23 protein-coding genes are annotated in these 22,168 nt (G+C 54.2%); 17 read left to right on the top strand and 6 right to left on the bottom strand.

Annotation, left to right across the window (positions count from 1 at the left end; translation table 11 throughout):
• Nucleotides 1-27 precede the first annotated feature (27 nt).
• The 5 genes from VMT71_13970 to VMT71_13950 form a co-directional block, all read right to left on the bottom strand.
• Entirely contained in the window at nucleotides 28-408 is a 381-nt protein-coding gene (locus VMT71_13970; GenBank protein ID HVN25075.1) for a hypothetical protein, read from the bottom strand.
• A gap of 223 nt (nucleotides 409-631) precedes the next feature.
• Complete coding sequence (locus tag VMT71_13965; GenBank protein ID HVN25074.1) at nucleotides 632-880, bottom strand: hypothetical protein; 249 nt, start codon at nucleotides 878-880, stop codon at nucleotides 632-634.
• A gap of 32 nt (nucleotides 881-912) precedes the next feature.
• Nucleotides 913-1,686 carry a hypothetical protein gene (locus VMT71_13960; GenBank protein HVN25073.1) on the bottom strand — a complete coding sequence of 258 codons (774 nt, stop codon included), beginning with the start codon at nucleotides 1,684-1,686 and terminating at the stop codon, nucleotides 913-915.
• A 245-nt stretch (nucleotides 1,687-1,931) separates the two neighbouring features.
• Nucleotides 1,932-2,861: a DUF6599 family protein gene (locus tag VMT71_13955; GenBank protein HVN25072.1), complete on the bottom strand. Its 930-nt coding sequence runs from the start codon at nucleotides 2,859-2,861 to the stop codon at nucleotides 1,932-1,934.
• A gap of 5 nt (nucleotides 2,862-2,866) precedes the next feature.
• Nucleotides 2,867-4,021 (bottom strand): aldo/keto reductase, encoded by a 1,155-nt coding sequence (locus VMT71_13950; GenBank protein ID HVN25071.1) that lies wholly within the window; start codon nucleotides 4,019-4,021, stop codon nucleotides 2,867-2,869.
• A 385-nt stretch (nucleotides 4,022-4,406) separates the two neighbouring features.
• On the opposite strand from VMT71_13950, the gene aroF reads away from it, so the two are divergent.
• The 10 genes from aroF to VMT71_13900 all read left to right on the top strand — a co-directional run bounded on the left by aroF (nucleotide 4,407) and on the right by VMT71_13900 (nucleotide 14,344).
• Complete coding sequence (gene aroF, locus VMT71_13945) at nucleotides 4,407-5,255, top strand: 3-deoxy-7-phosphoheptulonate synthase (protein HVN25070.1); 849 nt, start codon at nucleotides 4,407-4,409, stop codon at nucleotides 5,253-5,255.
• Complete coding sequence (aroB, locus tag VMT71_13940) at nucleotides 5,252-6,280, top strand: 3-dehydroquinate synthase (GenBank protein ID HVN25069.1); 1,029 nt, start codon at nucleotides 5,252-5,254, stop codon at nucleotides 6,278-6,280. The genes aroF and aroB overlap by 4 nt, the downstream gene beginning before the upstream one ends.
• Nucleotides 6,267-6,917: a type I 3-dehydroquinate dehydratase gene (locus VMT71_13935; GenBank protein ID HVN25068.1), complete on the top strand. Its 651-nt coding sequence runs from the start codon at nucleotides 6,267-6,269 to the stop codon at nucleotides 6,915-6,917. Before aroB ends, VMT71_13935 begins: the two co-directional genes overlap by 14 nt.
• A gap of 12 nt (nucleotides 6,918-6,929) precedes the next feature.
• Nucleotides 6,930-8,237, top strand: a complete 1,308-nt coding sequence (locus VMT71_13930) for a shikimate kinase (protein ID HVN25067.1) — start codon at nucleotides 6,930-6,932, stop codon at nucleotides 8,235-8,237.
• The gene (gene aroA / locus VMT71_13925; GenBank protein ID HVN25066.1) at nucleotides 8,209-9,462 is read left to right on the top strand and encodes a 3-phosphoshikimate 1-carboxyvinyltransferase; all 1,254 of its coding nucleotides are present in this window, start codon (nucleotides 8,209-8,211) and stop codon (nucleotides 9,460-9,462) included. The genes VMT71_13930 and aroA overlap by 29 nt, the downstream gene beginning before the upstream one ends.
• Complete coding sequence (locus tag VMT71_13920) at nucleotides 9,459-10,454, top strand: chorismate synthase (protein ID HVN25065.1); 996 nt, start codon at nucleotides 9,459-9,461, stop codon at nucleotides 10,452-10,454. The genes aroA and VMT71_13920 overlap by 4 nt, the downstream gene beginning before the upstream one ends.
• 4 nt (nucleotides 10,455-10,458) lie before the next feature.
• Nucleotides 10,459-11,520, top strand: coding sequence for a prephenate dehydratase (pheA, locus tag VMT71_13915; protein HVN25064.1), 1,062 nt, complete (start codon nucleotides 10,459-10,461; stop codon nucleotides 11,518-11,520).
• 3 nt (nucleotides 11,521-11,523) lie between these two features.
• Nucleotides 11,524-12,351: a prephenate dehydrogenase gene (locus tag VMT71_13910; protein HVN25063.1), complete on the top strand. Its 828-nt coding sequence runs from the start codon at nucleotides 11,524-11,526 to the stop codon at nucleotides 12,349-12,351.
• A 104-nt stretch (nucleotides 12,352-12,455) separates the two neighbouring features.
• On the top strand, nucleotides 12,456-14,105 hold the full coding sequence (locus tag VMT71_13905; protein HVN25062.1) for an FAD-binding protein: 1,650 nt from the start codon (nucleotides 12,456-12,458) through the stop codon (nucleotides 14,103-14,105).
• Nucleotides 14,106-14,119: 14 nt separating this feature from the next.
• Nucleotides 14,120-14,344 (top strand): ferredoxin family protein, encoded by a 225-nt coding sequence (locus VMT71_13900; protein HVN25061.1) that lies wholly within the window; start codon nucleotides 14,120-14,122, stop codon nucleotides 14,342-14,344.
• Between the two features lie 33 nt (nucleotides 14,345-14,377).
• Here the strand turns inward: VMT71_13900 and VMT71_13895 are convergent, their stop codons facing one another.
• The gene (locus tag VMT71_13895; GenBank protein HVN25060.1) at nucleotides 14,378-15,706 is read right to left on the bottom strand and encodes a DHA2 family efflux MFS transporter permease subunit; all 1,329 of its coding nucleotides are present in this window, start codon (nucleotides 15,704-15,706) and stop codon (nucleotides 14,378-14,380) included.
• 230 nt (nucleotides 15,707-15,936) lie between these two features.
• On the opposite strand from VMT71_13895, the gene VMT71_13890 reads away from it, so the two are divergent.
• The 7 genes from VMT71_13890 to VMT71_13860 all read left to right on the top strand — a co-directional run bounded on the left by VMT71_13890 (nucleotide 15,937) and on the right by VMT71_13860 (nucleotide 22,168).
• Nucleotides 15,937-16,917: a tripartite tricarboxylate transporter substrate binding protein gene (locus VMT71_13890; protein ID HVN25059.1), complete on the top strand. Its 981-nt coding sequence runs from the start codon at nucleotides 15,937-15,939 to the stop codon at nucleotides 16,915-16,917.
• A 273-nt stretch (nucleotides 16,918-17,190) separates the two neighbouring features.
• On the top strand, nucleotides 17,191-17,400 hold the full coding sequence (locus tag VMT71_13885) for a thioredoxin family protein (GenBank protein HVN25058.1): 210 nt from the start codon (nucleotides 17,191-17,193) through the stop codon (nucleotides 17,398-17,400).
• A 32-nt stretch (nucleotides 17,401-17,432) separates the two neighbouring features.
• A complete protein-coding gene (grdC, locus tag VMT71_13880; protein ID HVN25057.1) occupies nucleotides 17,433-18,884 on the top strand; it encodes a glycine/sarcosine/betaine reductase complex component C subunit beta in 1,452 nt (483 codons plus the stop codon).
• Nucleotides 18,885-19,002: 118 nt separating this feature from the next.
• A complete protein-coding gene (gene grdA / locus VMT71_13875) occupies nucleotides 19,003-19,467 on the top strand; it encodes a glycine/sarcosine/betaine reductase complex selenoprotein A (GenBank protein ID HVN25056.1) in 465 nt (154 codons plus the stop codon).
• Between the two features lie 105 nt (nucleotides 19,468-19,572).
• Nucleotides 19,573-20,559 carry a tripartite tricarboxylate transporter substrate binding protein gene (locus VMT71_13870; protein HVN25055.1) on the top strand — a complete coding sequence of 329 codons (987 nt, stop codon included), beginning with the start codon at nucleotides 19,573-19,575 and terminating at the stop codon, nucleotides 20,557-20,559.
• Between the two features lie 58 nt (nucleotides 20,560-20,617).
• A complete protein-coding gene (locus tag VMT71_13865; GenBank protein ID HVN25054.1) occupies nucleotides 20,618-21,604 on the top strand; it encodes a tripartite tricarboxylate transporter substrate binding protein in 987 nt (328 codons plus the stop codon).
• Nucleotides 21,605-21,700: 96 nt separating this feature from the next.
• Nucleotides 21,701-22,168, top strand: a complete 468-nt coding sequence (locus tag VMT71_13860) for a tripartite tricarboxylate transporter TctB family protein (GenBank protein HVN25053.1) — start codon at nucleotides 21,701-21,703, stop codon at nucleotides 22,166-22,168.

Below are 22,168 nucleotides of genomic sequence, written 5' to 3'. Positions count from 1 at the left end.
TACGTCCCCCGCTCTCGTAGACGAAGGCTACTTGTTTGCAGGAATAGATTCCTCCTTCAGACTTGGAGGGTTTGCCTTCGTCACGGAAGAGGCTTTCATTTCCCCGTTTTTTTCGATGTACCATACGGTAACAGGATCGCCCAGTTTGACCTCGTGCACAGACTTATAAGGTTTCCACGCGGTCATAGACACGTCGAAGGTCATTTCGCCGTTCCTGCCGTTGACGACAATGCCCTTTGCGGTCGCGTCAACCAGAACGATGGTACCTACATATTGCATCGACTTTGGTGTTTGGGCCTTCTTCGCGGGCGTGGAACGTGTTGGCGTCGTCACAGCCTGGGCAAACACGCCCATCGCAAAGACCAGGCTCATCACCAGCACAACAACGACAAGCAGTACCTTCTTCATAGTGGTGTCACCGCCTTTTTATTTTTGACCCGAGATTCCCCATAGCCTTTTAATATAAGTCCGGCTATCAATTTACGCTACAGGCTTCGCCATCCACGGCATGTCGTGGCCCGGTTCTGAGATCGCGTGGGTAATAAGGTGAATGAGATGGAACATTGACGCTGATGAGGCGGGCAAAGGCTTTCGGCCTCATCAGCCTGTTTGCTCACAACGTCCCGGGATGTTATTCCACGTAAGGTGGTTCACCCTGGATAGAATGCACCAGGTCGAGCGCCTTGGTAACCTGTTCCCTGGTACCCCTGAACACGATCCAGACGCCGCCTTCTGCACCACCGATACCGCCAGCGCTGCACTGGAACGCCGTTGCTCCGGTGAGGACGTTAATGGCCTCGAGCTCCGTGACGATCTCGCCAGTCAGGAGCCACATGGACGGGAGCATATTGAGGGATTCCACCGGCTCTCGCATCTTCAAGACGTGTAGCGCCTCTTAGAGAGTCAGCGAGATTAGCTCCTTTGAGTATTCACGCTCTCTTTGTTTACGCCGAGTTTTTCTTCGAGCGCCTTTATTCCCTGCAGCATGATGTCGGCCTCGTCGTTCGTGGTTGCCTCGAAGGGAACGCCGCTCTTTTTGACCAGGTTGCTCATTCTCTCTGCGAGATAGCTCATGGTGGAAGATATGTAGACCGGAAAGTACCAGAAGTAGCCCAACGCCAGCACCAGGCAGATAGCGCCTATCATGGCCATGCCCTGCATAAAGCGGGTGGCGTCACGGGTTGCCTGCTGGCTTTTGCGCACGACCGCCTCCATGTTCACGTCGTAGATGCCCCTGATGGATTCTCTCACCCGTTCAGTGGCCGGCAGAAAATCGCGGATATAAGCGGAAGGCTCGGCAGGGCCTTCTCTGAGCTGGACGGACAGTTTGAGAAAGGACGCATACTCCTGGGTAAGCGCTTCGACATACTCTTTCTCGTGCACTTCGGTTATGTTGTTGCGTTCCAGCTTGAGGTTCTCCTCGAACAACTTCTTCCCTGACTCGAAGAGTCGTGCGTAGTGCTCGGACGTGCGCGAGGTGTACATAGCAACGGTAACCGACGTTTTGATGTCTTCGAGACCGGCGACCATATTCCGGGCATAGACGAGCGAGTCGTAGTTGTCCTTCAGGATTCTTTCGGATTCCTGGCCCAGGGTGCCTACATAGTAGGAACAAAAAGCGGCGAGCGCGAAGATAATGAAGAACAGAAAGCCTAAGCCCGACGTGAGTTTTGTCTTTAGTTTCATACTTTCCTCCTGAACGAGCTTACGGATCGCCTCGGGACATCACGTGGCCGCCGATCAGGCGCCTAAGTTCCATCTCATTATAACAAACGACATTTAAGAGGTACAGTAGCTGGTGTGCGGCACCCGTTCTAATCATTGCCATGTGCAATGGCGGAAGTGGAATACGGTACTATTGGCCAGGGAAATACACGATTCGCCAGCAAGCGAGAGAGACCGTGCAAGCGGCTTGGGCAGTTCTCTTGACCTTACCGCTTCGGAAGGTTTTTGACAAGCTCCGCGATGAGTGCATCGCCGTCATGCGGCTCTTTGAGGCCCACGACACCCACCACGTATTGACCGGACTGCGCCAGCACCACGCCCTTGTAAAGCGGATCCATCGCGTGCAGGATGTTGCCCCCCTTATCCCTCGCCAGTGCAGGCGTGACCTTTGATTCCTTCAGGTACTTTTCGTAGTCGGTGAAGACCTGCGCGGCTGCCTTTTCAGACCCTGCCAGCATCAGCACTGACTTTGCCCGCGCCTTTTCGATCGTCACCTCTCCGGTAAAGCCTTTTCCGAAAAAGCCGTGACCCAGCAGCCCTGAGGCATAATACTTTTCAGTCAGAGGTACAGCTTCCGGCACCTTGAGGAATTGGAGCTCGCGAGGTTTTTCCTTGCTGTCAGCTATATTGCGCGAGACTGCCTCAGCGCAGGAGCGAAAGATGAAGCCTCCCTCTGTGACCGAACCTGAAGCCTCGATCTGGACAAAATAACGGTCCTGGTAGAACATGAGTTGCGATTCGTCTGCAAAACCTTCAGCACCGATTCTTACCTGTTCCAACGCGGGGGTACGATAATTAGAGTAGATACCGAAAGCCTCGAGGAGCGATCCCATCTCAAAAATATTGGTCACTATCCCGGTATCAGCGCTTCCCGGCTTCAAGTACATCACCGTTGCAGCCTTACGGAAGCCGTAGGGCATGTACAGTTCGGCCTCGCCGTCGATGTACTTGTAGAGGTTGTCCGGCGTGTACGTTGTCACCTTGCCGTCCATGGCCCAGCCCTGCACACATTCCTCGGGAAGAATATCGTCAATTGTTTTTTCAGCTGCAAACAGAGACGAAAAAGTGAATAACAGCACAGCCGTAACAACCGGTGCGCAGCGCAATAACCTTATCATCCGAATCAGATGTGTCATGCGTATCATGCAAACATACTCTGAGCCTGGCGCATTTTTTTTGCGATATTCAGGCCGTTGACACACAGAGCCACGCAGTCCTCGCACGAGGAACAGAGAGACGACCTCGGAGCTTCGTCGAATGTCGCTTTTGCCAGCGCAAACTCCTTATACCCCTCGGCATACATGAGTGCACGGTTAATCACGCTGATGGCCACCCCGTTGGGACATGTGCCTTCGCACTCCCCGCACAACCTGCAATAGTACGGTGCGATCGCCTGCGCATACTGACGGATCACGCGCACATCTCTATCTGTGAGCTTTGCCTGCATTGCAGGGAACATCTGTTTTACCTGGTCTACGGTCCTCATCCCCGGGATGGCGCACGTCACGTTCGTGTCCTGCAGAACCCATTTCAGATTGGCTGCGGCCTGCTCCGGAGTCATGGCCTTGACCTCCTCCCTTGTCTTGTAGCCGCCCATCTGAATCTTCATGGCGATCGCACCGATTCCTGCCGTTTTAGCCCTGGCCATAGCTTGCTTCACCGAAGGATCAGAGTTGAAGTTGTATTGCACAAGCACCGTGTCGAAGAACTTGTCAGGATCGTCTACTACCGCATTGATGACCTCTGCCATGTTGGTATGGGTGCTCACACCGAAGAAGCGGACCTTGCCCTGTTCCCTGGCCTTGGTGTAGGCCGCGCGCGCCTCGGGATTCAACACCTGCTTCGCATTCTCAAGGCCGTGAAGTTGGATCACGTCGATGTGGTCGGTCTTGAGCTGGGCAAGACTCGTCTCGATATCCTTCATGATCTCGTCCCTGGTGGTCGATTCCCTGCGTGTCTTCGTGGCCACGTACACTTTGTCACGTATGCCGTCAAGCGCCTTTGAGACAATATCTTCGCTTCTTCCGTTCAGGTAGCGGCGTGCCGTATCCACGTAATTGATTCCCATGTCAAAGCCTGCCCGTATGACTTCATACTCGGGCGTGAGCATCGCGCCGAAACTGAGCGTAGTGACCTTGAGCCCGGTCCGGCCCAACGTGCGATAGACAGGCGCCGGCGCCGCTTCGGCTGCGCTGAGGAGGTTTCCCATGCCTGTTAAACCGATGGTGGCAGCTCCTGCCATCCCGATCCTCAGGAAATCGCGTCTGTTGATTGCTGCATCATCCCTTTTTGTCATAGCTCTCCTCCGGCAGCTCTCGTTGTCTTCCCGGCTGTGTCAGCAATAATATACCTCCCTACCGCCATAATCAAGAGCTTGTGATGACGCGTGCCTCTGCGGGACACGGCGGACGCCGCCGTACCGTTCTTTGATTAGCTTTCATTCACTTGACAACAGAAAGGTTCGGCTTTATACTGTCGCCTTATGCAGTACTCGACAACCATTTTCGGCTACTTTTATTTTTGGTACAGGATCCTGCACCCCGGGTGTCCTTTACCCTAGATGGTAATCAAGGGCCGTGGGTGCAGAACCCGCGGCCCTTTCAGTTTGTGAGGCCGTGGGAAACATCCACGGCCTTTTTTATTAGGCGCGATATGCGGCTTAACCTACCGGAGGAGAGATCATGAAGAATTTGAGACTGGCCTCATTGAACGGCGAAGGCAGGACAGTAGTCCGCGTGGAAGGCATACCCATAGGAGAGGGATTTACGGTAATTGCCGGACCGTGCAGCGTGGAAACCGAACGGCAAACAATAGAAACCGCCCACGCGGTCAAGAAAGCAGGAGGCCACCTCTTGCGCGGAGGTGCCTTTAAGCCGCGCAGTTCGCCCTACGCATTCCAGGGTCTTGGCTTAAAGGCTCTCAAGATCCTCAGAAAGGCGAAGGGAGAAACCGGGCTTCCCATTGTGACCGAGGTCATTGATGCGCGAGACGTTTTCTGGGTAAGTGAATACGCTGACATGCTCCAGATAGGCGCGAGGAACATGCAGAACTTTTCCCTTCTCAAGGAAGTGGGAAGATCGCACAAACCCGTGCTTTTAAAGAGGGGCATGAACTCAACCCTGGAAGAACTGCTCAACTGCGCGGAGTACATCCTGAGCGAGGGGAATCCTCACGTCGTTCTCTGCGAGAGAGGCATTCGCACGTTTGAAAGTTACACGAGGAACACTCTCGACTTGACTGCCGTACCCGCACTGAAGGAGTTGACGCATCTCCCGGTTATCGTTGATCCCTCCCATGCAACCGGAAGAGTCTCTCTCATTCCTCCGCTGAGTCTCGCGTCGGTGGCGGCAGGAGCAGACGGCATCATTGTCGAGGTACATAATAATCCCGAGGAGGCTCTCTGCGACAAGGAGCAGGCTTTAACGCCTCGGGAGTTTTCGGATATGATGCGACGGGTCAGCGCCCTTCATCGTTTCATGGATTCGATGGGTACCATCGATTCAACGGAGGTCATGGCGGCAGGGCAATGAGGTCACTACAGATTGCAGGCACCTCAGGTCAATCAACCGTCATGGTCGGGGAACCCTTGGAACACCTCACCTCTTATTGCGGCAGAGCAAAAAAGGTTATCGTGACGGACACTACAGTACGTGCTCTTTACGGGAACCTGTTCCCGCCGTGCGAGGTAATAGAAACAGGTATTGGCGAGCGTTCCAAAACGCTGGCGACTGTAGAGAAGATGTACGAGACTTTCCTTCGAGCCGAGATTGATCGTTCCTCTCTCGTTCTGGCAATTGGCGGCGGGCTCGTCTGCGATGTGGCGGGATACGCCGCATCAACGTATCTGCGAGGGCTCCGGTTCGGCTTCGTGCCCACGACCCTTCTGGCCCAGGTAGATGCCAGCGTCGGAGGGAAAAACGGGGTTAATTTCAAGAACTACAAGAACCTCGTCGGCACCTTCACTCAGCCCTCGTTCGTGCTCTGCGACTTCTCTCTGCTCAAAACTCTTTCCGGTCCTGAACTGAGGAACGGCTTTGCCGAAGCGATTAAGACCGCCGCGATCGGCGATGCAAATCTCTTTTCATTTTTCGAAGCAGCGTGGATGGAGGCTCTATCGCTCGATCACGGAGTAATCGAACGCATCGTCTACGATTCCCTTTCAGTCAAAACCAGAATCGTATCGCTCGACGAGAAGGAGAAAGGGGAACGAAGGAAACTCAATTTCGGCCACACCATCGGACACGCGCTCGAAAGCCTCGGCCGCCTGCGGCACGGAGAAGGCGTGAGCATAGGTATGGTGGCTGCAGCCACGCTCTCTGCTCGCCGTGGCCTCATCCCGGAAAGCGACGTGGAGAGACTCAGGACGCTTCTTGAGAGGTTCGGGCTTCCTGTGACAGCGCATGTGGATGCAACCGCGGTGCGAGAAGCCCTGAGGAAAGACAAGAAGAGGGAGAACGAAGAGATTCACTTTGTCCTGCTTGACGGGATAGGCCGCGCGAGAGTCGCGCCCGTAAAAGTCAGTGAACTCGATGGGATGCTCCATGATTTGTGTTAGTCTCGCAGAAGACTCGGTGGCTTCATGCATGTCGGCCCTGAAAAGACTCGATTGCGCCGAGATACGCATCGACGTGATACGTCCCACGCTCGACGAGGTACGCTCACTCTTTTCACAACCGAAAACGCTGATCGCGACATGCAGGGCGAGGGCACACCCGGACAAGGATCGCAAGAAGCTCCTTATAGCCGCTATCGAAGCAGGGGCGGCCTTCGTCGACGTAGAGATTGAATCGGAAAGAAACTACAGGGAAGAGATTATCGCCAAAGCCAAGGCATACAATTGTCGCGTGATCGTATCCTTTCACGACCACGCGGGCACACCCGGAAGACACGTGCTTGACAGGATTGTCGATTCCTGCTTTGAGGCCGGCGCCGACATTGCGAAGATTGCGTGCACTGTCCGGTTACCTGAAGAGAGCGCACGGCTCCTCGGTCTTTTGGATGATAGCAGAAAAATAGTGGTTATCGGCATAGGAGACGAGGGAAGAATAACCAGGATTGCCACACCCTTTCTCGGAAGCCCTCTTACGTTCGCATCGCTTGCGAAGGGCAAGGAAACAGCAGAAGGCCAGATAGACAATGAGACGCTGGCCACGTTGGTGGCACAACTAAGAAAAGTGATATTGAGTAGTTGACGAGACAGAAACATGGGTAACATTTACGCAGTAGCTGGCAACCCTATATTGGCCAGCAGAAGTCCGCGGATGTTCAATGCGGCGTTCAGGGAACTCTCCCTGGACGCGGTGTACACCCGCCTTGCCGTGACCACAGCGGAAGAAGTGATTACGACCGCCCGCGAGGCAGGCATCGATGGTCTCAACATTACCTCGCCGTTCAAGGCTGACGTCATACCTTTCCTCGACGAAGTGGAAGAGGTTGCGGCAAAGATACGTTCGGTTAACACTGTAGTACAACAAGCTGGTAAGTTTTTCGGGTACACAACAGACCCTGCAGGTGTCCTGGGGGCGCTCAAGGAAACCTCCTTTGAGCCTGCAGGAAAGAAAACGGTCGTGCTCGGCGCCGGGGGTGCGGGCAGAGCGGCTGCTCTCGCCCTTCTTTCAGCAGGCGCTGAGGTTGTGCTGGTGAATCGTTCTCTTGAGAAAGCTGAAGAAGCTGCCGGCGTCCTGCGATGCAGCGTTCTTCCCTTTGAACGCGCGGAAGAGGCGCTCAAAGGTTCCCACCTGCTCATCTCGACTATCTCGTCCGAGCAGCGCGTCATCGAGCCTGGCCTGCTTTCAAGAGAGCTCACCGTGCTCGATGCCAACTACTCCCGTCCAACCGCACTCCTCCAGGATGCACAGCGTGCCGGCTGTAATGTGGTTGATGGTCGCCTCTGGCTCCTGCATCAGGCTCTCCCCGCGTTCGGGTATTTCACGGGTGAAACGGCCCCTCTTGAAACGATGCGCAAGGCGTTAATGAAAAAGACATGGCCCGTGCACCGGAATATAGCACTGATAGGCCTGAGCGGGTCAGGAAAATCGACTGTTGCGACAGAGTTGGCGGCGCTCACTGGTATGAGCGTGATCGATATCGATAGCATGGTGGAGGAAAAAGCAGCCCGGTCGATCGCGGAGCTTTTCGAGAAGGAGGGAGAGGAGACTTTCAGGAACATGGAGCGCACCGAGGTGCAGAAGCTCTGGAATATTTCACACGCGGTGGTCGCATGCGGAGGAGGCGCAATATTGACGAAGCGAAATATACAAACGATAAGAAGCACCTCGGTGCCTGTCTGGCTGTGGGCAAGCCCAAAGACATTGTTGACCAGAATCGCTGACACCGGTAGCAGACCACTTCTGCATGGTGAGGACCCGCTGGCTCGCATCGAGAAACAGCTCGGAGAACGCCGATTTTTTTACGCGTCTACGGCCGATCTCCTGATCAGTACAGAAGGAGAAAGACCTGATGAGATTGCCGGGAGGATATGGAGTGAAATTCATAAAACCCTCAGCAGTTAAGGGGCGCGTGGCCGCGCCTCCCTCAAAAAGTATGATGGGAAGGGCTCTCGCAGCAGCCCTGCTCGCAAACGGAACCTCGCGCATCTACAACCCCTCCTTCTGCGACGACGCGATGTCCGCCCTCGGTATCATTAAAGCTCTCGGCGCCAGAATAGAAGCAAGAGAAGGAGTTCTGGCAATCCATGGTACCGGCAAACAGGCTCTTATCGCGAAAGGGACTGTGCTCGATTGCGGCGAATCAGGGCTCTGTATGCGTATGTTCACTCCCATTGCCGCTCTGCAGGACAAAGAGATTACGCTCCTGGCTTCAGGATCACTTGGCAAAAGACCGATGGACATGGTGGAAGAGCTTTTGCCCCTGGGCGCCTCGTGTACAACCGATCACGGTCATGCACCCATCAAAGTCAGAGGGCCGATGAAGGGAGGACACGTCAGCATCAACGGTGCCGTAAGTTCGCAGCTCTTGACAGGCCTCCTTATGGCCCTGCCCTTCTGCGAACAAGATTCTCTCATGAAGGTCACCCATCTGAAGAGCTCACCCTATGTGCAGATGACCATAGGTCTTCTCGAAAAGTTCGGCATACGCATTGAGCATGATGCACGCTTCGAGGAATTCTTTGTGAAGGGGAATCAGGTTTTCCTGTCATCCGATTACATTGTGGAGGGCGACTGGTCTGGTGCCTCTTTTCTCCTGGTAGCAGGGGCCCTAACAGGCAGCGTAACTGTGACAGGCCTCGATCTCAGGTCTTTTCAGGCAGACCGCGCCATCCTTCAGATCCTGACAGGAGCGGGTGCATCTGTGCAACCGGAAAAGGATCGCATCACAGTCAGAAAAGGATTCCTCAATGCTTTCGAATGTGATGCCACGGATTGCCCTGACCTTTTTCCTCCGCTCGTTGCGCTTGCAAGCGGATGCGAAGGGAAAAGTGTTATCCACGGACTTCACCGGCTGAAGCACAAGGAAAGTGACAGAGCAGCAGCGCTGGCATCAGAGTTTCAAAAACTCGGCATCTCTATCAGAATGATGGGCAATGCACTGGAGGTGCAGGGAGGAAATGTGAGGGAGGCTATGGTGGACGCGCATAACGACCACAGGATTGCCATGTCGTGCGCAGTGGCAGCGCTGCGCGCAGATGGGCGTGTGGGTGTAAACGGCGAGGAGTCCGTAGCAAAGTCTTACCCGGATTTCTTCTCTGACCTGGAGAGCATCAGGGAGGCACCATGAATACCTTCGGCAGGCTGTTCAGCGTGAGTATCCTGGGCGAATCCCATGGAAAGTGCGTCGGAGTTCTCATTGACGGCTGTTCGGCAGGACTCGACCTGGAGGCTGGAGACTTCACGATCGACCTCGAACGGAGAAGGAGCGGAAGACCGGGCACAACCGCGCGGCGAGAGGATGACATCCCCTCGATTATGACCGGATTCTTCAATGGCAAAACGACGGGCGCGCCTCTTCTTATCCTCATTGAAAACAAGGACGTTGACTCTGATGCTTACGAGCAGATAAGAACAAGGCCGAGACCCGGCCATGCTGACCTTGTTGCCTTTCAAAAATTCGGCGGGTTCAACGACTATCGAGGTGGAGGAACTTTCTCGGGTAGGCTGACAGCAGCGCTTGTCGCGGCCGGCGTAGTCGCAAAAAAACTCCTGAGTCCACTCAGCATACAGGCACAGCTCGTCGAAGTAGGAGGCTCGACAAAGATAGAGTCTGCGATCGAAGATGCTATCCGGGCCGGAGACTCTATCGGAGGCATCGTCCAGTGCAAAATCGAAGGCGTGCCTGCGGGCCTGGGAGAGCCTTTTTTCGACTCGGTCGAATCTCTTCTCAGCCACCTCATCTTTTCGATACCGGGCATCAAGGGCATAGAGTTCGGAACGGGTTTTGCGTGCAGCACCATGACGGGAAGTCATTACAACGATGCGATACTTACCGCAGCCGGCAAAACGAGAACAAACAACGCGGGAGGTGTCAGCGGAGGGATCAGTAACGGAAACGAAATTCTGCTCCGCGTTGCTGTCAAACCCACGTCCAGCATTTCCAAGGCTCAGCAGACGATAGACGTGGAGACAGGGTTACAGCAGGAATTGACCATCAGCGGGCGCCACGATGCCTGCATCGCACTCAGGGTGCCCGTTATCGTGGAAGCAGCCTGTGCCATCGTCATTGCCGACTTGATGATGATCGAACAAAAAATACCACGAGTACTGCGGAGGTAATCTCATGGATCTCAGCGAGATACGGAAAGCTATAGATGCCACGGACTATGAAATCGTAAAACTCCTCAACCGCAGAATGGAGTATGCGTTGAGATTGAGAAGGCTCAAGAAAGGCGTGGTCGATTCTGACCGCGAACGGGAGGTAATCGAACATGTCCGGAGATACTCTCACAATGTCACCGATCCTGAATTTACAGAGAGGCTCTACACGACCATCATTGCAGAGAGCAGGCGCATCCAGGAAAAGGAACTATCCATCATCGGGTTTCAGGGGGAACACGGAGCCTATAGCGAGGTCGCGGCCCACGCCTATGCTCCAGCCCTCGCGTCGATACCATGTGGTTCATTCCATGATGTATTCAGGTTCGTGGAAACCGGGCAGCTTGATTTCGGCATAGTGCCGGTGGAGAATTCTCTCGAAGGGGCCATTACCGAGGTAAACGACCTGCTGATCGATTCCGATCTTAAAATAGTCGGGGAGGCCACCATACCGGTGCACCATTGTCTCCTCGCGTTGCCCGAGCAGGATTACCGCGAAATCAGGGCTGTCTATTCGCATCCCCAGGCCCTGGGACAGTGTCGGGCTTTTATTTCGAGACACAAACTGGAGGCACGCCCGTTTTACGACACAGCAGGTGCTGCCGCCATGCTGCGAGAGCAGAAACCCGCCGCAACCGGGGTAATCGCGAGCGGACTTTGCGCTGAGCTCTACAACCTGGAGATTTTGAAGGAAAACGTTGAGGATCACACTTCGAACAGGACGAGGTTTATAGTGCTCGCGCGGGAAACTCTTCCCGAAGAAGGAAACAAGTGCTCTGTTCTCTTTTCAGTAATGCACCGGCCGGGTGAACTTTTCGCCGTTCTCAAGACGCTCTCCGACAGAGGGATCAACATGACACGGATAGAGTCCAGACCTCTTCGTGATGATCCGGGCGGTTACGCCTTTTTTCTTGACTTCGAAGGTTCAGACAGAGACCCCAGGGTCGTGGAAACTCTTGATGAAATCAGGAACCGGTCCAAAACGTTCAAACTGCTCGGCTGTTACCCGCGAAGCCGTAAGGAGTGAGCAGTGCGCAGCAAGACCAGTTCGCGTCCAAAAAGAATTGTTATTCTGGGTGCAGGCCGCATGGGTTCGTGGCTTGCACGGGAACTCTCCCGCAACAACGAGGTTGCGGTTTACGACAGCGACGAGGGAAAACAAACCGGCCTGAAAAGTGTGGTGCACTTGAGTCACCCCGGAACCATCAAAGGGTTTCGGCCTGAAATTCTTATTAATGCCGTGAGCCTTCGACAGACGCTATCCGCATTTGAGAAGACTGTGCCCTATCTCAAGAGAGATTGTATTCTCTGTGACGTCGCCTCTGTCAAAGGAGAGATCGCGGAGTATTACGAGAGAATCCCCTTCAGATTCGCTTCAATCCATCCGATGTTCGGCCCCACGTTTACAGACATGAAAACCCTCAGCGAAGAGAATGGCATCATCATCACCGATTCGTGCAGTGAGGGGCGGGATTTCTTTCAGAACTTCTTCCGGCATCTCAAGGTGCATATCTTTGAGTACTCCTTTAAGGAGCACGACAGGATGATGGCTTATTCGCTTGCCATGCCATTTGCCGCCTCAATGATCTTCGCCGCCTGCGTCAACACTGCAACAGTTCCGGGAACGACCTTTAAACGTCACCTGAGTATCGCCCGCAATCTTCTATCGGAGGACGATCAACTGCTGTCGGAGATACTCTTCAATCCCCATTGCCTTTCCCAACTTGACCGGATAACGTCCCGCCTCGAATTTCTGAAACATATTATAAAAGGGCAGGATTATGAAGAGATTGTTCGCTTCTTCAAAGGATTGCGGGAGAACGTAGGTGAGCAGAGTGAGAACAGTTCATATCCTTGACAACTACCAGTCGTTTCACTAAACTCGTTTGCAAATCATCGCATCGTATCGAATACTGAAGGAAAGCTTAAGACAGCTCACCCTGGAAGTGTTTGGAGGTCATCGTGGAAACAGAACACTTAAAATGTGATGTCCTGTGCGTAGGAGGCGGCATCGGCGGGTTGATGGCAGCCATCCGGGCCAGCGAACTTGGAGCAAAAGTGATTGTTGCCGAGAAAGGCAACGTGCTGCACAGCGGCAAGGGGGGTGGTGGCTGCGATCACTACCTCTGCTACATACCGGAAGTGCACGGCTCCTCCATCGACACCTACATCGAGGAAATGCTGCAGACCCAGCAACTGCACAACTTCCAGACCCTCGGGATGAAAAGGATTCGAGCTCACATTGCAAGAACCTTCGATATAGTCAAACTGTGGGACAGCTGGGGTATCCCGACCAAACAAGATGGGAAGTACCATTTTGCGGGCCATGCGTTTCCTGGTGGGCTGCGCTGTCTCCTGAAGTATGAAGGACGGAGGCAAAAGCCAGTATTAACCGAGCAGGCCAAAAAACGGAAGGTTCAGATCGTCAACCGGGTCATGGTTTTTGATTTGCTGGGAAAGGGTGGCGTGGGGGGTGCGGTCGGCATCGATGCGCGAACAGGCAAAATCTTCACGTTCGAAACAGGTGCCGTTATCATCGGCACAGGAGCCGTCGCTAGGCTCTTTCCCGCGATTACGCCTGCATGGCTCAATAATAACGCGACAAGACCGAGTCTCACCGGAGACGGCCGCCTCATGGCCTATCGGGCAGGAGCGGAACTGCAGGACGTAGAAATGAGAATGCTTCACGTGGGCCCTAAATATTTTGCGCGGTTCGGCCAGGCAACGTGGGTGGGAGTTTTCAGAGACCCGCACGGGAAACCGATCGGGCCTTTCGTAACGCGGCCCGAGGGCCTCTACGGCGATATCACCCCTGAGGTAAACAAGGCGCTCTTTCATGATTACTGGACATCAGGGCGCGGCCCCGTCTACATGGACGGCAGAGGCATTTCAGACGACGATTACCGGGACATGGTGCACTGGTTCGCTCACGAGGGCCTCACGCCCGTCTCTGAGCACATGAAAGAAGAGGGAATAGATCAGAGAAAACATCCGGTCGAATTCATGACGTACGACCATGGCTGTCAGGGACGGATCGTTACCAACGAAAACGGAGAGACGTCACTGAAAGGCCTTTATGCCATAGGTGAGGAACTGGCGCCGGGAGTGTCCAACGCATCCGTGTTTGGATGGATCTGCGGGGAAAACGCAGTGAACTATATAAAGAGCGGCCATCGGCCGGATGTGAGCGGCATGAGAGAGCAGGCTCAACAGAAAGCGGCTCTCGTAGGAAGTATACTGGCAAGAAAGGATGGTGCGGACTGGAGAGAAGTGAATATCGCCCTTCAGCAGATCATGCAGGATTACGCCGGCTGGCTCCGATCTGAAGCTTTACTCGAAGCCGGCTCTGCACATCTGGCTCGCTTGAAGAAGAAGACGTATCAGATCATACGTGCCGGCAACCAGCACGAAGTCATGCGATGCCTCGAAGTCTTGAATCTCATCGAACTGGGTGAACTGGTGTTCACAGGCGCCCTGGAAAGGCGTGAGACGAGAGGGAACCACGTGCGTCTCGACTACCCGCTGACAAACCCCAGGATGAACAAGCAGGTCCAGATCCAGAAAAGAATAGATGGAAAACCGGTCACCGAATGGAGAGCCGAAGCCAGATAGGAGGTCAAGCAAGTATGCCGCCCGTCATAGATGAGAAAAAGTGTATCCGTTGTGGAAAGTGCGTCGACACATGCCCCGAGGACGTTTACTTCGGATCGAAAAAGAAGCATGTCCCACAGGTGACTTACCCGCAGGAATGTGCCTATTGTAACGGGTGCGTGGAAGAATGTCCTGTAGAAGGCACCATACGTCTCAGGATTCCATTACCTATGATGCTTCTCTACAAGCAGGCGGAGTGAGTAGGGAACGCAAAGCTTACCTTGGTATTATTCTCAGCCTTCCCAGGATTTCCTTCCTGCAGGCATGAGGAAAAGAAGGGGAATCGAAGTCAGGAACAGCAAGCCGACAGCAACAAAGATGACGGTGAAGCCGCGGACGTTATCAGAACTCACGTGAAGTATAATCGTAAGCAGAGAAACACCGACCGCGGCACCGACATTCCTGAACATATTTCTCAGCGCAACGATCGTCGCCACCTTCTCGGGCATCAATTCTATACAGGCATTGTTGGCAGCAGGAAATACAACTCCTGCGCCCATCCCGTTCAGCAACAACAGGAACGCGAGCGTCTCTATGGTTCCCAATCCGAAAAATGGCGCCTCCCTCAGGAATAGCCCGGGCGCGAGAAGAATCGTCGTCAGGGACATCAGACCAAAGCCAAGTACCATTGGCCACCGGTAGCCCCACTTCTTCAAAAGAAAGCTCGTGACAGCCGCTGCCACGGCCATGGCAAAAGAGCGAGGGGTCAGGATCATACCGCTCATGAGAGTAGAAAGCTTATGAACCGAAACCGCGTAAAGCGGTACGAATGAAAAAGCACCAATGGTGCTGATGCCTATAATCAGATTTGAAACGTTGGCCGCCACAAAGGGCGTCGACTGGAGCAAAGCAATGTCAAGGATGGGCGCCGAAGCCTTCCTCTCCTGGCGGATGAAATGAATCGACAAAAAAATGCCGATGAGGATCAGGAATACGGAAAGTAGTAACGTCAGCATGGAGAAGTTTTCAGCGAGGAGATTCAGCCCGAACATAAGAAAGAGCAGCGAACCGCTCATAAGGGCGGCACCGATAAGATCGACACGAGAGCGGACAAGAACCCTCGACTCCTTGAGCAGCAGCATGCAGGCGCCCATCAGGGCCATTCCAATCGGCACGTTGATATAAAAGATGTAACGCCAGGAGTATCGGCTCACGATCCAACCCCCCAGGTTCGGCCCTATAACAGCTCCGATGCTGAAGATACTGGAAAAAAGCCCGATTGCAGCCTCACGATTCTCGGGGAAGTTGTCGCTGACAATCCCTGAAGCGGTAGGAAGAAAGCAGGCGCCCCCGACGCCCTGCACGAATCTGAACGCGATCAACGCGTGGATACTGGGTGCAAGACCGCAGGCAAAGGAACTGCCGGTGAAAAGAGCCAGCGAGATGAGGAAGACCTTTTTACGGCCGAAACTGTCAACCAGGTTTCCCGCCAACGGCATGGTTATCGTAACCGCAATGAAAAAGATTGAGAGCGTCCACGCCGACCAAAGGACATTGGTATGCAGATCCCTCGTGAAATCAGGAAACGCGACTGCTACTACCGTGCCGTCGATCGCGTACATGAACAAGCTGAAGCCTGCGGTGAAAAAAATAAGATAACGACGCATGCAGTTGCAATGTAGTAAATTGGAGTGTGCGGGTCAATAGCAAATTTGAAGATTCCACCCTTCCCACGCCCCGACGCCCAGGCGGCGCGGCTTCACTCGAGGAGATCAAAGCTCCTTTTTTGTTGCGCACGCCGCTCACATTATGCATAATACCAGGCAGAGAAGATAGCAAGGGGAGGACGAGTATGCGAAAGACGGCAGTCATTGTTTATACCATTGCGATGCTGGTTTTTTTGTCCGGAAGCCTGGTCGAAGTCCGCTGGGCTTTGGCGGATTACCCCGACCGGACTATTACTCTGGTCGTGCCCTATCCTCCGGGAGGCGTGACCGACCTGGGTGCGCGTGCGTTCGCGGAGGCAATGGAGAAACAGCTCAAGAAGTCTGTAGTGGTGGTCAACAGGGCAGGCGGTTCAACGACGATGGGTGGAAACGTCGTGGCCACCGCCAAACCCGACGGATACACTCTGGGCTACTTTCCACCTGCGGCGAGCATCCCGGAGGTATATACCTATTTCTATGAGGCGCCTTACGCGAGCAAGGATTTAAGACCTGTCTGCCGGGTTGCGACGGCCGTGGGCGCCATAGTGGTCAAAGGTGATTCACCCATTAACGGTCTTAAAGATCTCGTCCAGTATGTGCGCAAGAATCCCGGGACAAAGTGGGGCATCAACACCAAGACATCGCCCAGCTACATTATTACGAGAGCTATTGCGAAAAATGAGAACCTCAACATCATCGATGTCGCCTTCGACGGCGACGTCAAGATTGTGCCTGCCATTCTCGGCGGCCATATTCCCGTCGGATCCCCTACCTACCCTTCAGTCAAATCTCTTGTGGACGCGAAACAACTCAAACTGGTAGTCCTCCTTGTAGAGAAACGAGCCGATTTCATGCCGGCGAACGTGCCTATCATCGTTGAGTTCGGTTACAAGATTCCCCCGGGTATGGCAAACTCGGTATTCGCACCAAAAGGCACGCCGGACGACATCGTGAAAAAGATAAATGACGCGGCCGCAAAGGTTTCACAGGATTCCGCGTTTCGCGCGAAGCTGATGGAATTGGGCATTCTGCCTTCCTTTGAAGAAACAAAATCCTTCGAAGTCTCGACCGAGAGGGAAAAGAAGGAACTGCAGGTCTTCTTCAAGGAAGAAGGGCTGGTTAAGTAAGAAAGCCAACCGCATCGTTTCAGGTATAGGCATTACCAATCCGTTGGGTGACCCCAACCTTTCACGCGAGGATGAGAAGGCGCTACGCGGGAACGTAGTGCTTGCCGCTCTGAAGGCTCTGGCGTCAACACCCAACGAAACCAATACTTCTCAGTAAGGAGATGTGCCATGCAGGACCTGACAACCGAAAGTTTTGAACCGGAAGTAATCAAGTCAGACCTCCCCGTGCTTGTAGATTTCTGGGGGCCGCAGTGAGTATCCTGCCTTAAGGCTATGCCTCAGGTGGAGGCACTCGGCACCACGTATACGGGCAAGGTTAAGATGACGAAGGTGGAAGCTCCGAAAAACAGGCGCCTCTGCCTCCAACTGAAGGTGATGTCCCTGCCGACCTATCTCTTGTTCAAAGACGGCAAGGAGGTGGAACGGCTCTCAGGCAATGTGTCCGTGGAATCCATTGAGGAGTCAATCAAGAAACTGCTATAGCGCAGTCTTCTAAGGCAGGGAGGTATCCAATCATGGCTGTTGTTGTCAAAGAGTGTTCTTATATTCTTGTCCACGTTCCCAGTTTCGTTCGATACGGCTCAAAGCCGATCCGCGACATAGCATTAAACGGCGGCACGGGAGGTGCGCTGGAAAAGGATATCTACGCCCATGTGCGAAGCTTCGAGGAGGCTATTGCCTATCCTCCGAATCAGGTGTATATCGGTAACCTGCACCCGGACCGGCTTAACGACATTCCTCAGCCCTGGTACCAACATCCGGTCAAAGATGCCCGCAGGATAGGTCCGTTCGGCGAGATACAGCCCGAAGAAGAGTTCTACGGCTGGCTCAAGTGCGCCGACGATTTTGATCTGGTCTGGTTTACACCGGAGTTTGCGGAAAAAACCAAACAGGTGATGTCCCGCCAGTCCTTCCTCACGGAGAACACCGCGAAGAAAATCGGTGACGGCGTGCCGTATGAGAAGATCATAGAGCGTATCGAGAAGGATGAGGCCCTGCCTCTTTACTCCGGCGGAGCCATTGTTGGTCTCGTCAGGCGGGACCATGACGCCGACGATACCCTCAAGGCCCATGTGCTCATGGAAAACCTGCTCGGCAAAGCTTCGGGAGCGCTTGCCATGTTCCATCTCTTCAAGCGGGCCGGCATCGAGCCTTCGCAGGTGGACTTTATCCTGAGTTGTTCGGAGGACGCGGTCGGGGATCGGTACAACCGGGGCGGCGGGAGCCTCTCGAAAGCCATCGGCGAGATGTGCCGCTGCGTTAATGCGAGCGGGCACGACGTGAAGGCGTTCTGCGCTGCACCGATCCACGCCCTTGTGGACGCGGCAAGCCAGGTCGAGGCAGGGGTATTTGACCGGGTTGTTGTCATCGGCGGCGGCTGCCTGGCGAAGATCGGCATGAAGTACCACGGTCACCTCAAGCATAACATGCCCGTACTGGAAGACGTGCTCGGCGGTCTTGCCATACTCATCACAAAGGATGACGGCGTGAATCCCGTCATTCGGCTGGATGCTGTGGGCAAGCACAACATAGGCGCTGCATCGAGCCAGCAGGACATCATGACCTCCCTCATTGTAAAGCCTCTCGAGAAAGTAGGCATGAAGATGATGGAGATCGACCGGTATGCCACCGAGATGCATAACCCGGAGGTCACCCTGCCCGCGGGCAGCGGCAACACGCCTCTCACCAACTACAAGATCATGGGCGCGCTTGCCGCGATCCGAAAGGAGATCGACAAGTCGGGGATCGATGCCTTTGTCAAAGAACGGGGTATGCCCGGCTTCTCCCCCACACAGGGGCATATCCCTGCAGCAGTGCCGTTCTTGGGACATGCCCTCGAGGAAATGCGGCAGGGACGTATGAAACACGCCATGTTCGTGGCAAAGGGAAGTCTCTTTCTAGGCAGGATGTCACAGCTTTCGGACGGGCTCTCGTTCCTTCTGCAGGCAAACCCGGCGCGACGCTAGTTCTACGAAGGGTTTGAGACAAGGGATGGGGCACGGAGCGTAGAAGGATATTTGCCTTGAGCTTGCAATGCGCAACGTGTAATGTATAGCGTGCAAGGGTATCACAAAGGAGGTCATCATGCTTAGAGGTAAGCGAGTTATCATCGTCGGCGAGCGGGACGGCGTACCCGGTCCTGCGATTGCAAAATGTGTGGAGGCCGCAGGCGGCACAATCGCCTTCATGACAACGGAATGCTTTGTCTGAACCGCCGCAGGCACGCTTGACTTGGAAAGTCAGGCTCAGATCAAGAAGATCGTCGAACAGCAGGGCAAAGACGATGTGGTCGTGCTTCTCGGCGCGAGTGACATCGAGGGTGCAGAAATCGCAGCCGAAACCCTCACCGTGGGAGATCCCAGCTATGCGGGGCCCCTGGCCGGAGTCTCCCTGGGGTTGCCGATTTACCATATCTTGGAACCTGAAGTAAAAGCGGTAATTCCTGAGGATGTGTACGAGGAGTCGGCCGGGATTGTGAGTATGATCGTCGATACTGACGAAGTTGCACGAAAATTCAAGGCTATACGCGAGAACACCCAGCCCGCGTAGGGACGCCGGGACGTGCTTCCCTACCCCGTGCGTCAAGTGCGCATTGCCCGCGTGCCTGGGCTGATAGGCGGCCATGAGGTGAGGAAAAGCAACAAAGGGGGATAAATGATGGTATATACGTCCGTGCGTAGAATTGGCGTGATCGTCTTATTCCTGTTTTTCCTCACGAGCCCGGTCGCCGGGATCACGGCTTGGGCCGCGGAGTATCCCGATCGGGCGATTACGCTCATAGCACCATACGCTCCTGGCGGCGTGACAGACCTTGGCGCCCGCGCACTGGCAGAAGCCATGGAAAAATATCTTAAAAAATCAGTCCTTGTCGTCAACAGGCCTGGCGGGTCGACAACCATAGGCGGCAATGTTGTAGCCACCGCAAAACCGGACGGCTATACGCTGGGCGCTTTTGCCAGTTCGGCAGCCTTCCCGGAAATCTACACATACTTCTATGAAGCTCCCTACTCAAGCAAAGACCTTAGGCCTGTAGCCAGAATTGGTGCGCCGGTTCTTACAATCACCGTCAAGGGCGATTCTCCGATAAACAGTATCAAGGACCTTGTCGAGTATGCACGCAAGAATCCCGGGGCCAAGATGGCTATTCATGGCAAGAGCACAACCGGATACCTGGCCATGAAAACCATCGCGAAGCAGGACAACGTGACCTTTGTGGACGTTCCGTTTGACGGCGACACGAAGATCGTACCAGCCATTCTCGGAGGTCATGTACCGGCGGGCACGCCTGCGTATCCGGGCATCGCAGCACTCCTGGAGGCAAAGCAGGTAAAAGTCCTTACGCTGCTGATCGAAAAGAGGGCTGAATTTGCTCCGAACATTCCGACTCTGGTTGAGCTGGGCTACAAGCTGCCGTCCGGCTCTTTTTTCGGCATCTTTGCTCCAAAGGGTACACCGGATGCTGCGGTCAACAAGATAAGCGATGCGATGGCAAAGGTATCCCAGGAAAAGGATTACCGTGACAAGATGAACAAAATGGGCACACAGGTGTTGTTCGAGGACACCAAGGCTTTCGAGAGGACAGTCAATCTCTACAAGGAGAACCTGCAGGCCTTCTTTAAGGAGGAGGGTCTGGTTAAGTGAGGAGTCACGCCAACGCTGGCCAATTATGTGAGACAAAACAAAAACGGGAGGGATTGACATGAGAAAGCGTCAGTCGATACACATTTCGGGGGTCGTCCTTCTGGTCGCGACACTCATGCTGATGCAGGCTACAGGGGTTCAGACTGCGGCTGCAGAATATCCTGACCGAGCCATAAACATGGTCATCCCCTATCCGCCCGGCGGTGTGACCGATCTCGGCGCCCGCGCACTGGCAGAGGCCATGGAAAAGCAATTGAAGAAACCTGTCGTAGCCGTCAACAAGCCCGGCGGATCAACAACCATGGGCGGCAACGCAGTAGCCGCGGCAAAGCCGGACGGGTACACGATCGGCTTTTTCCCCTCCTCTGCGAGCATTCCAGAAGTCTACACCTATTTCTACGAGGCACCATATTCGAGCAAAGACCTGAAGCCCGTTTCCAAGGTGGGTATACCAGTGCTTACCATCTCGGTAAAGGGAGACTCACCCATTAACAGCGTGAAGGATCTTGTCGAGTATGCGCGAAAAAACCCGGGCGCCAAGATCGGCATTCACGGCAAAAGCACACAGGGATACCTCGCAATGAAAAGCATCGCAAAGGCAGAAAACATAAACCTGATCGATGTGCCCTTCGACGGCGACACGAAGATCGTACCCGCCATTCTTGGAGGTCACGTGCCAGCCGGCACGCCTGCCTACCCTGCTGTGATATCCCTGATCGATGCAAAGCAGATAAAGGTGCTTACCCTTCTCCTCGAGAAAAGGGCTGATTTTGCGCCGAATATACCAACTATAGTTGAGTTGGGCTACAAATTTGCGCTCGGCTCCTATTTGGGGGTCTTCGCCCCAAAAGGCACGCCGGATGCTGTTATCCAGAAGCTGAATGATGCGATCCGCAAGATAGCCCAGGACCCGCAATTCCGTGCAAAGATCAACGGCATGGGTACCCAGGTAAGTTTTGAAGAAACGAAAGCTTTCGAAAAATCGATCAACCAGTACAAAGATGCCCTGCAGGTCTTTTTTAAAGAAGAAGGGTTAGTGAAATAACAAAGGCGTGAGCAGAGAGCTTTGAGCAGCCAAAGAATCCCGTCTTTTGTCGACTGCTTACTGCTGGCTGATCACTGATCTCCAGGCGGGAGAGTCGTGTTACGAATACTTGAGGGGCCGATATGGCTCTTGATTGGAGTGACCGTCAGCGTCTGGTCCTATCGAACCGGCCTCGGTACGTTTAAGGAACCGGGAGTCGGATTCGTGGCCTTTGCGGCCGGGCTTTTCGTCATGGCGATCGGCGCACTGGTAACCGTATTCAAAAGGCCTGCGTCAGAGAAGACCGGGGCAGGATCAGAAAGAGTTCGTCCGCGATTTCTGGAGAGCGCGCCATTCAAACTTTCCTACACTCTGGCTCTTCTCGTCTTCTATGCTCTTTTTCTGGATCTTCTCGGATATATCCTCACAACGTTTGTCGTGCTCTTCGGCCTCTTTTTCAATCCGAATAACAAGCGCCTTACAGGTGCGCTATTAGCTTCTTTTCTCAGTGTTGCCGTCACCTATCTCGTTTTCGAGGTGTGGCTTAAGAGCCAGTTGCCGAGAGGGATTTTCCCGTGGTGGTAA

This window comes from Syntrophorhabdales bacterium (genome assembly GCA_035541455.1).
In the GTDB taxonomy this organism is placed as follows: domain Bacteria; phylum Desulfobacterota; class Syntrophorhabdia; order Syntrophorhabdales; family WCHB1-27; genus JADGQN01.
Note: the sequence above shows the minus strand (reverse complement) of the source record. Positions and strands in the feature narration are given on the sequence as shown.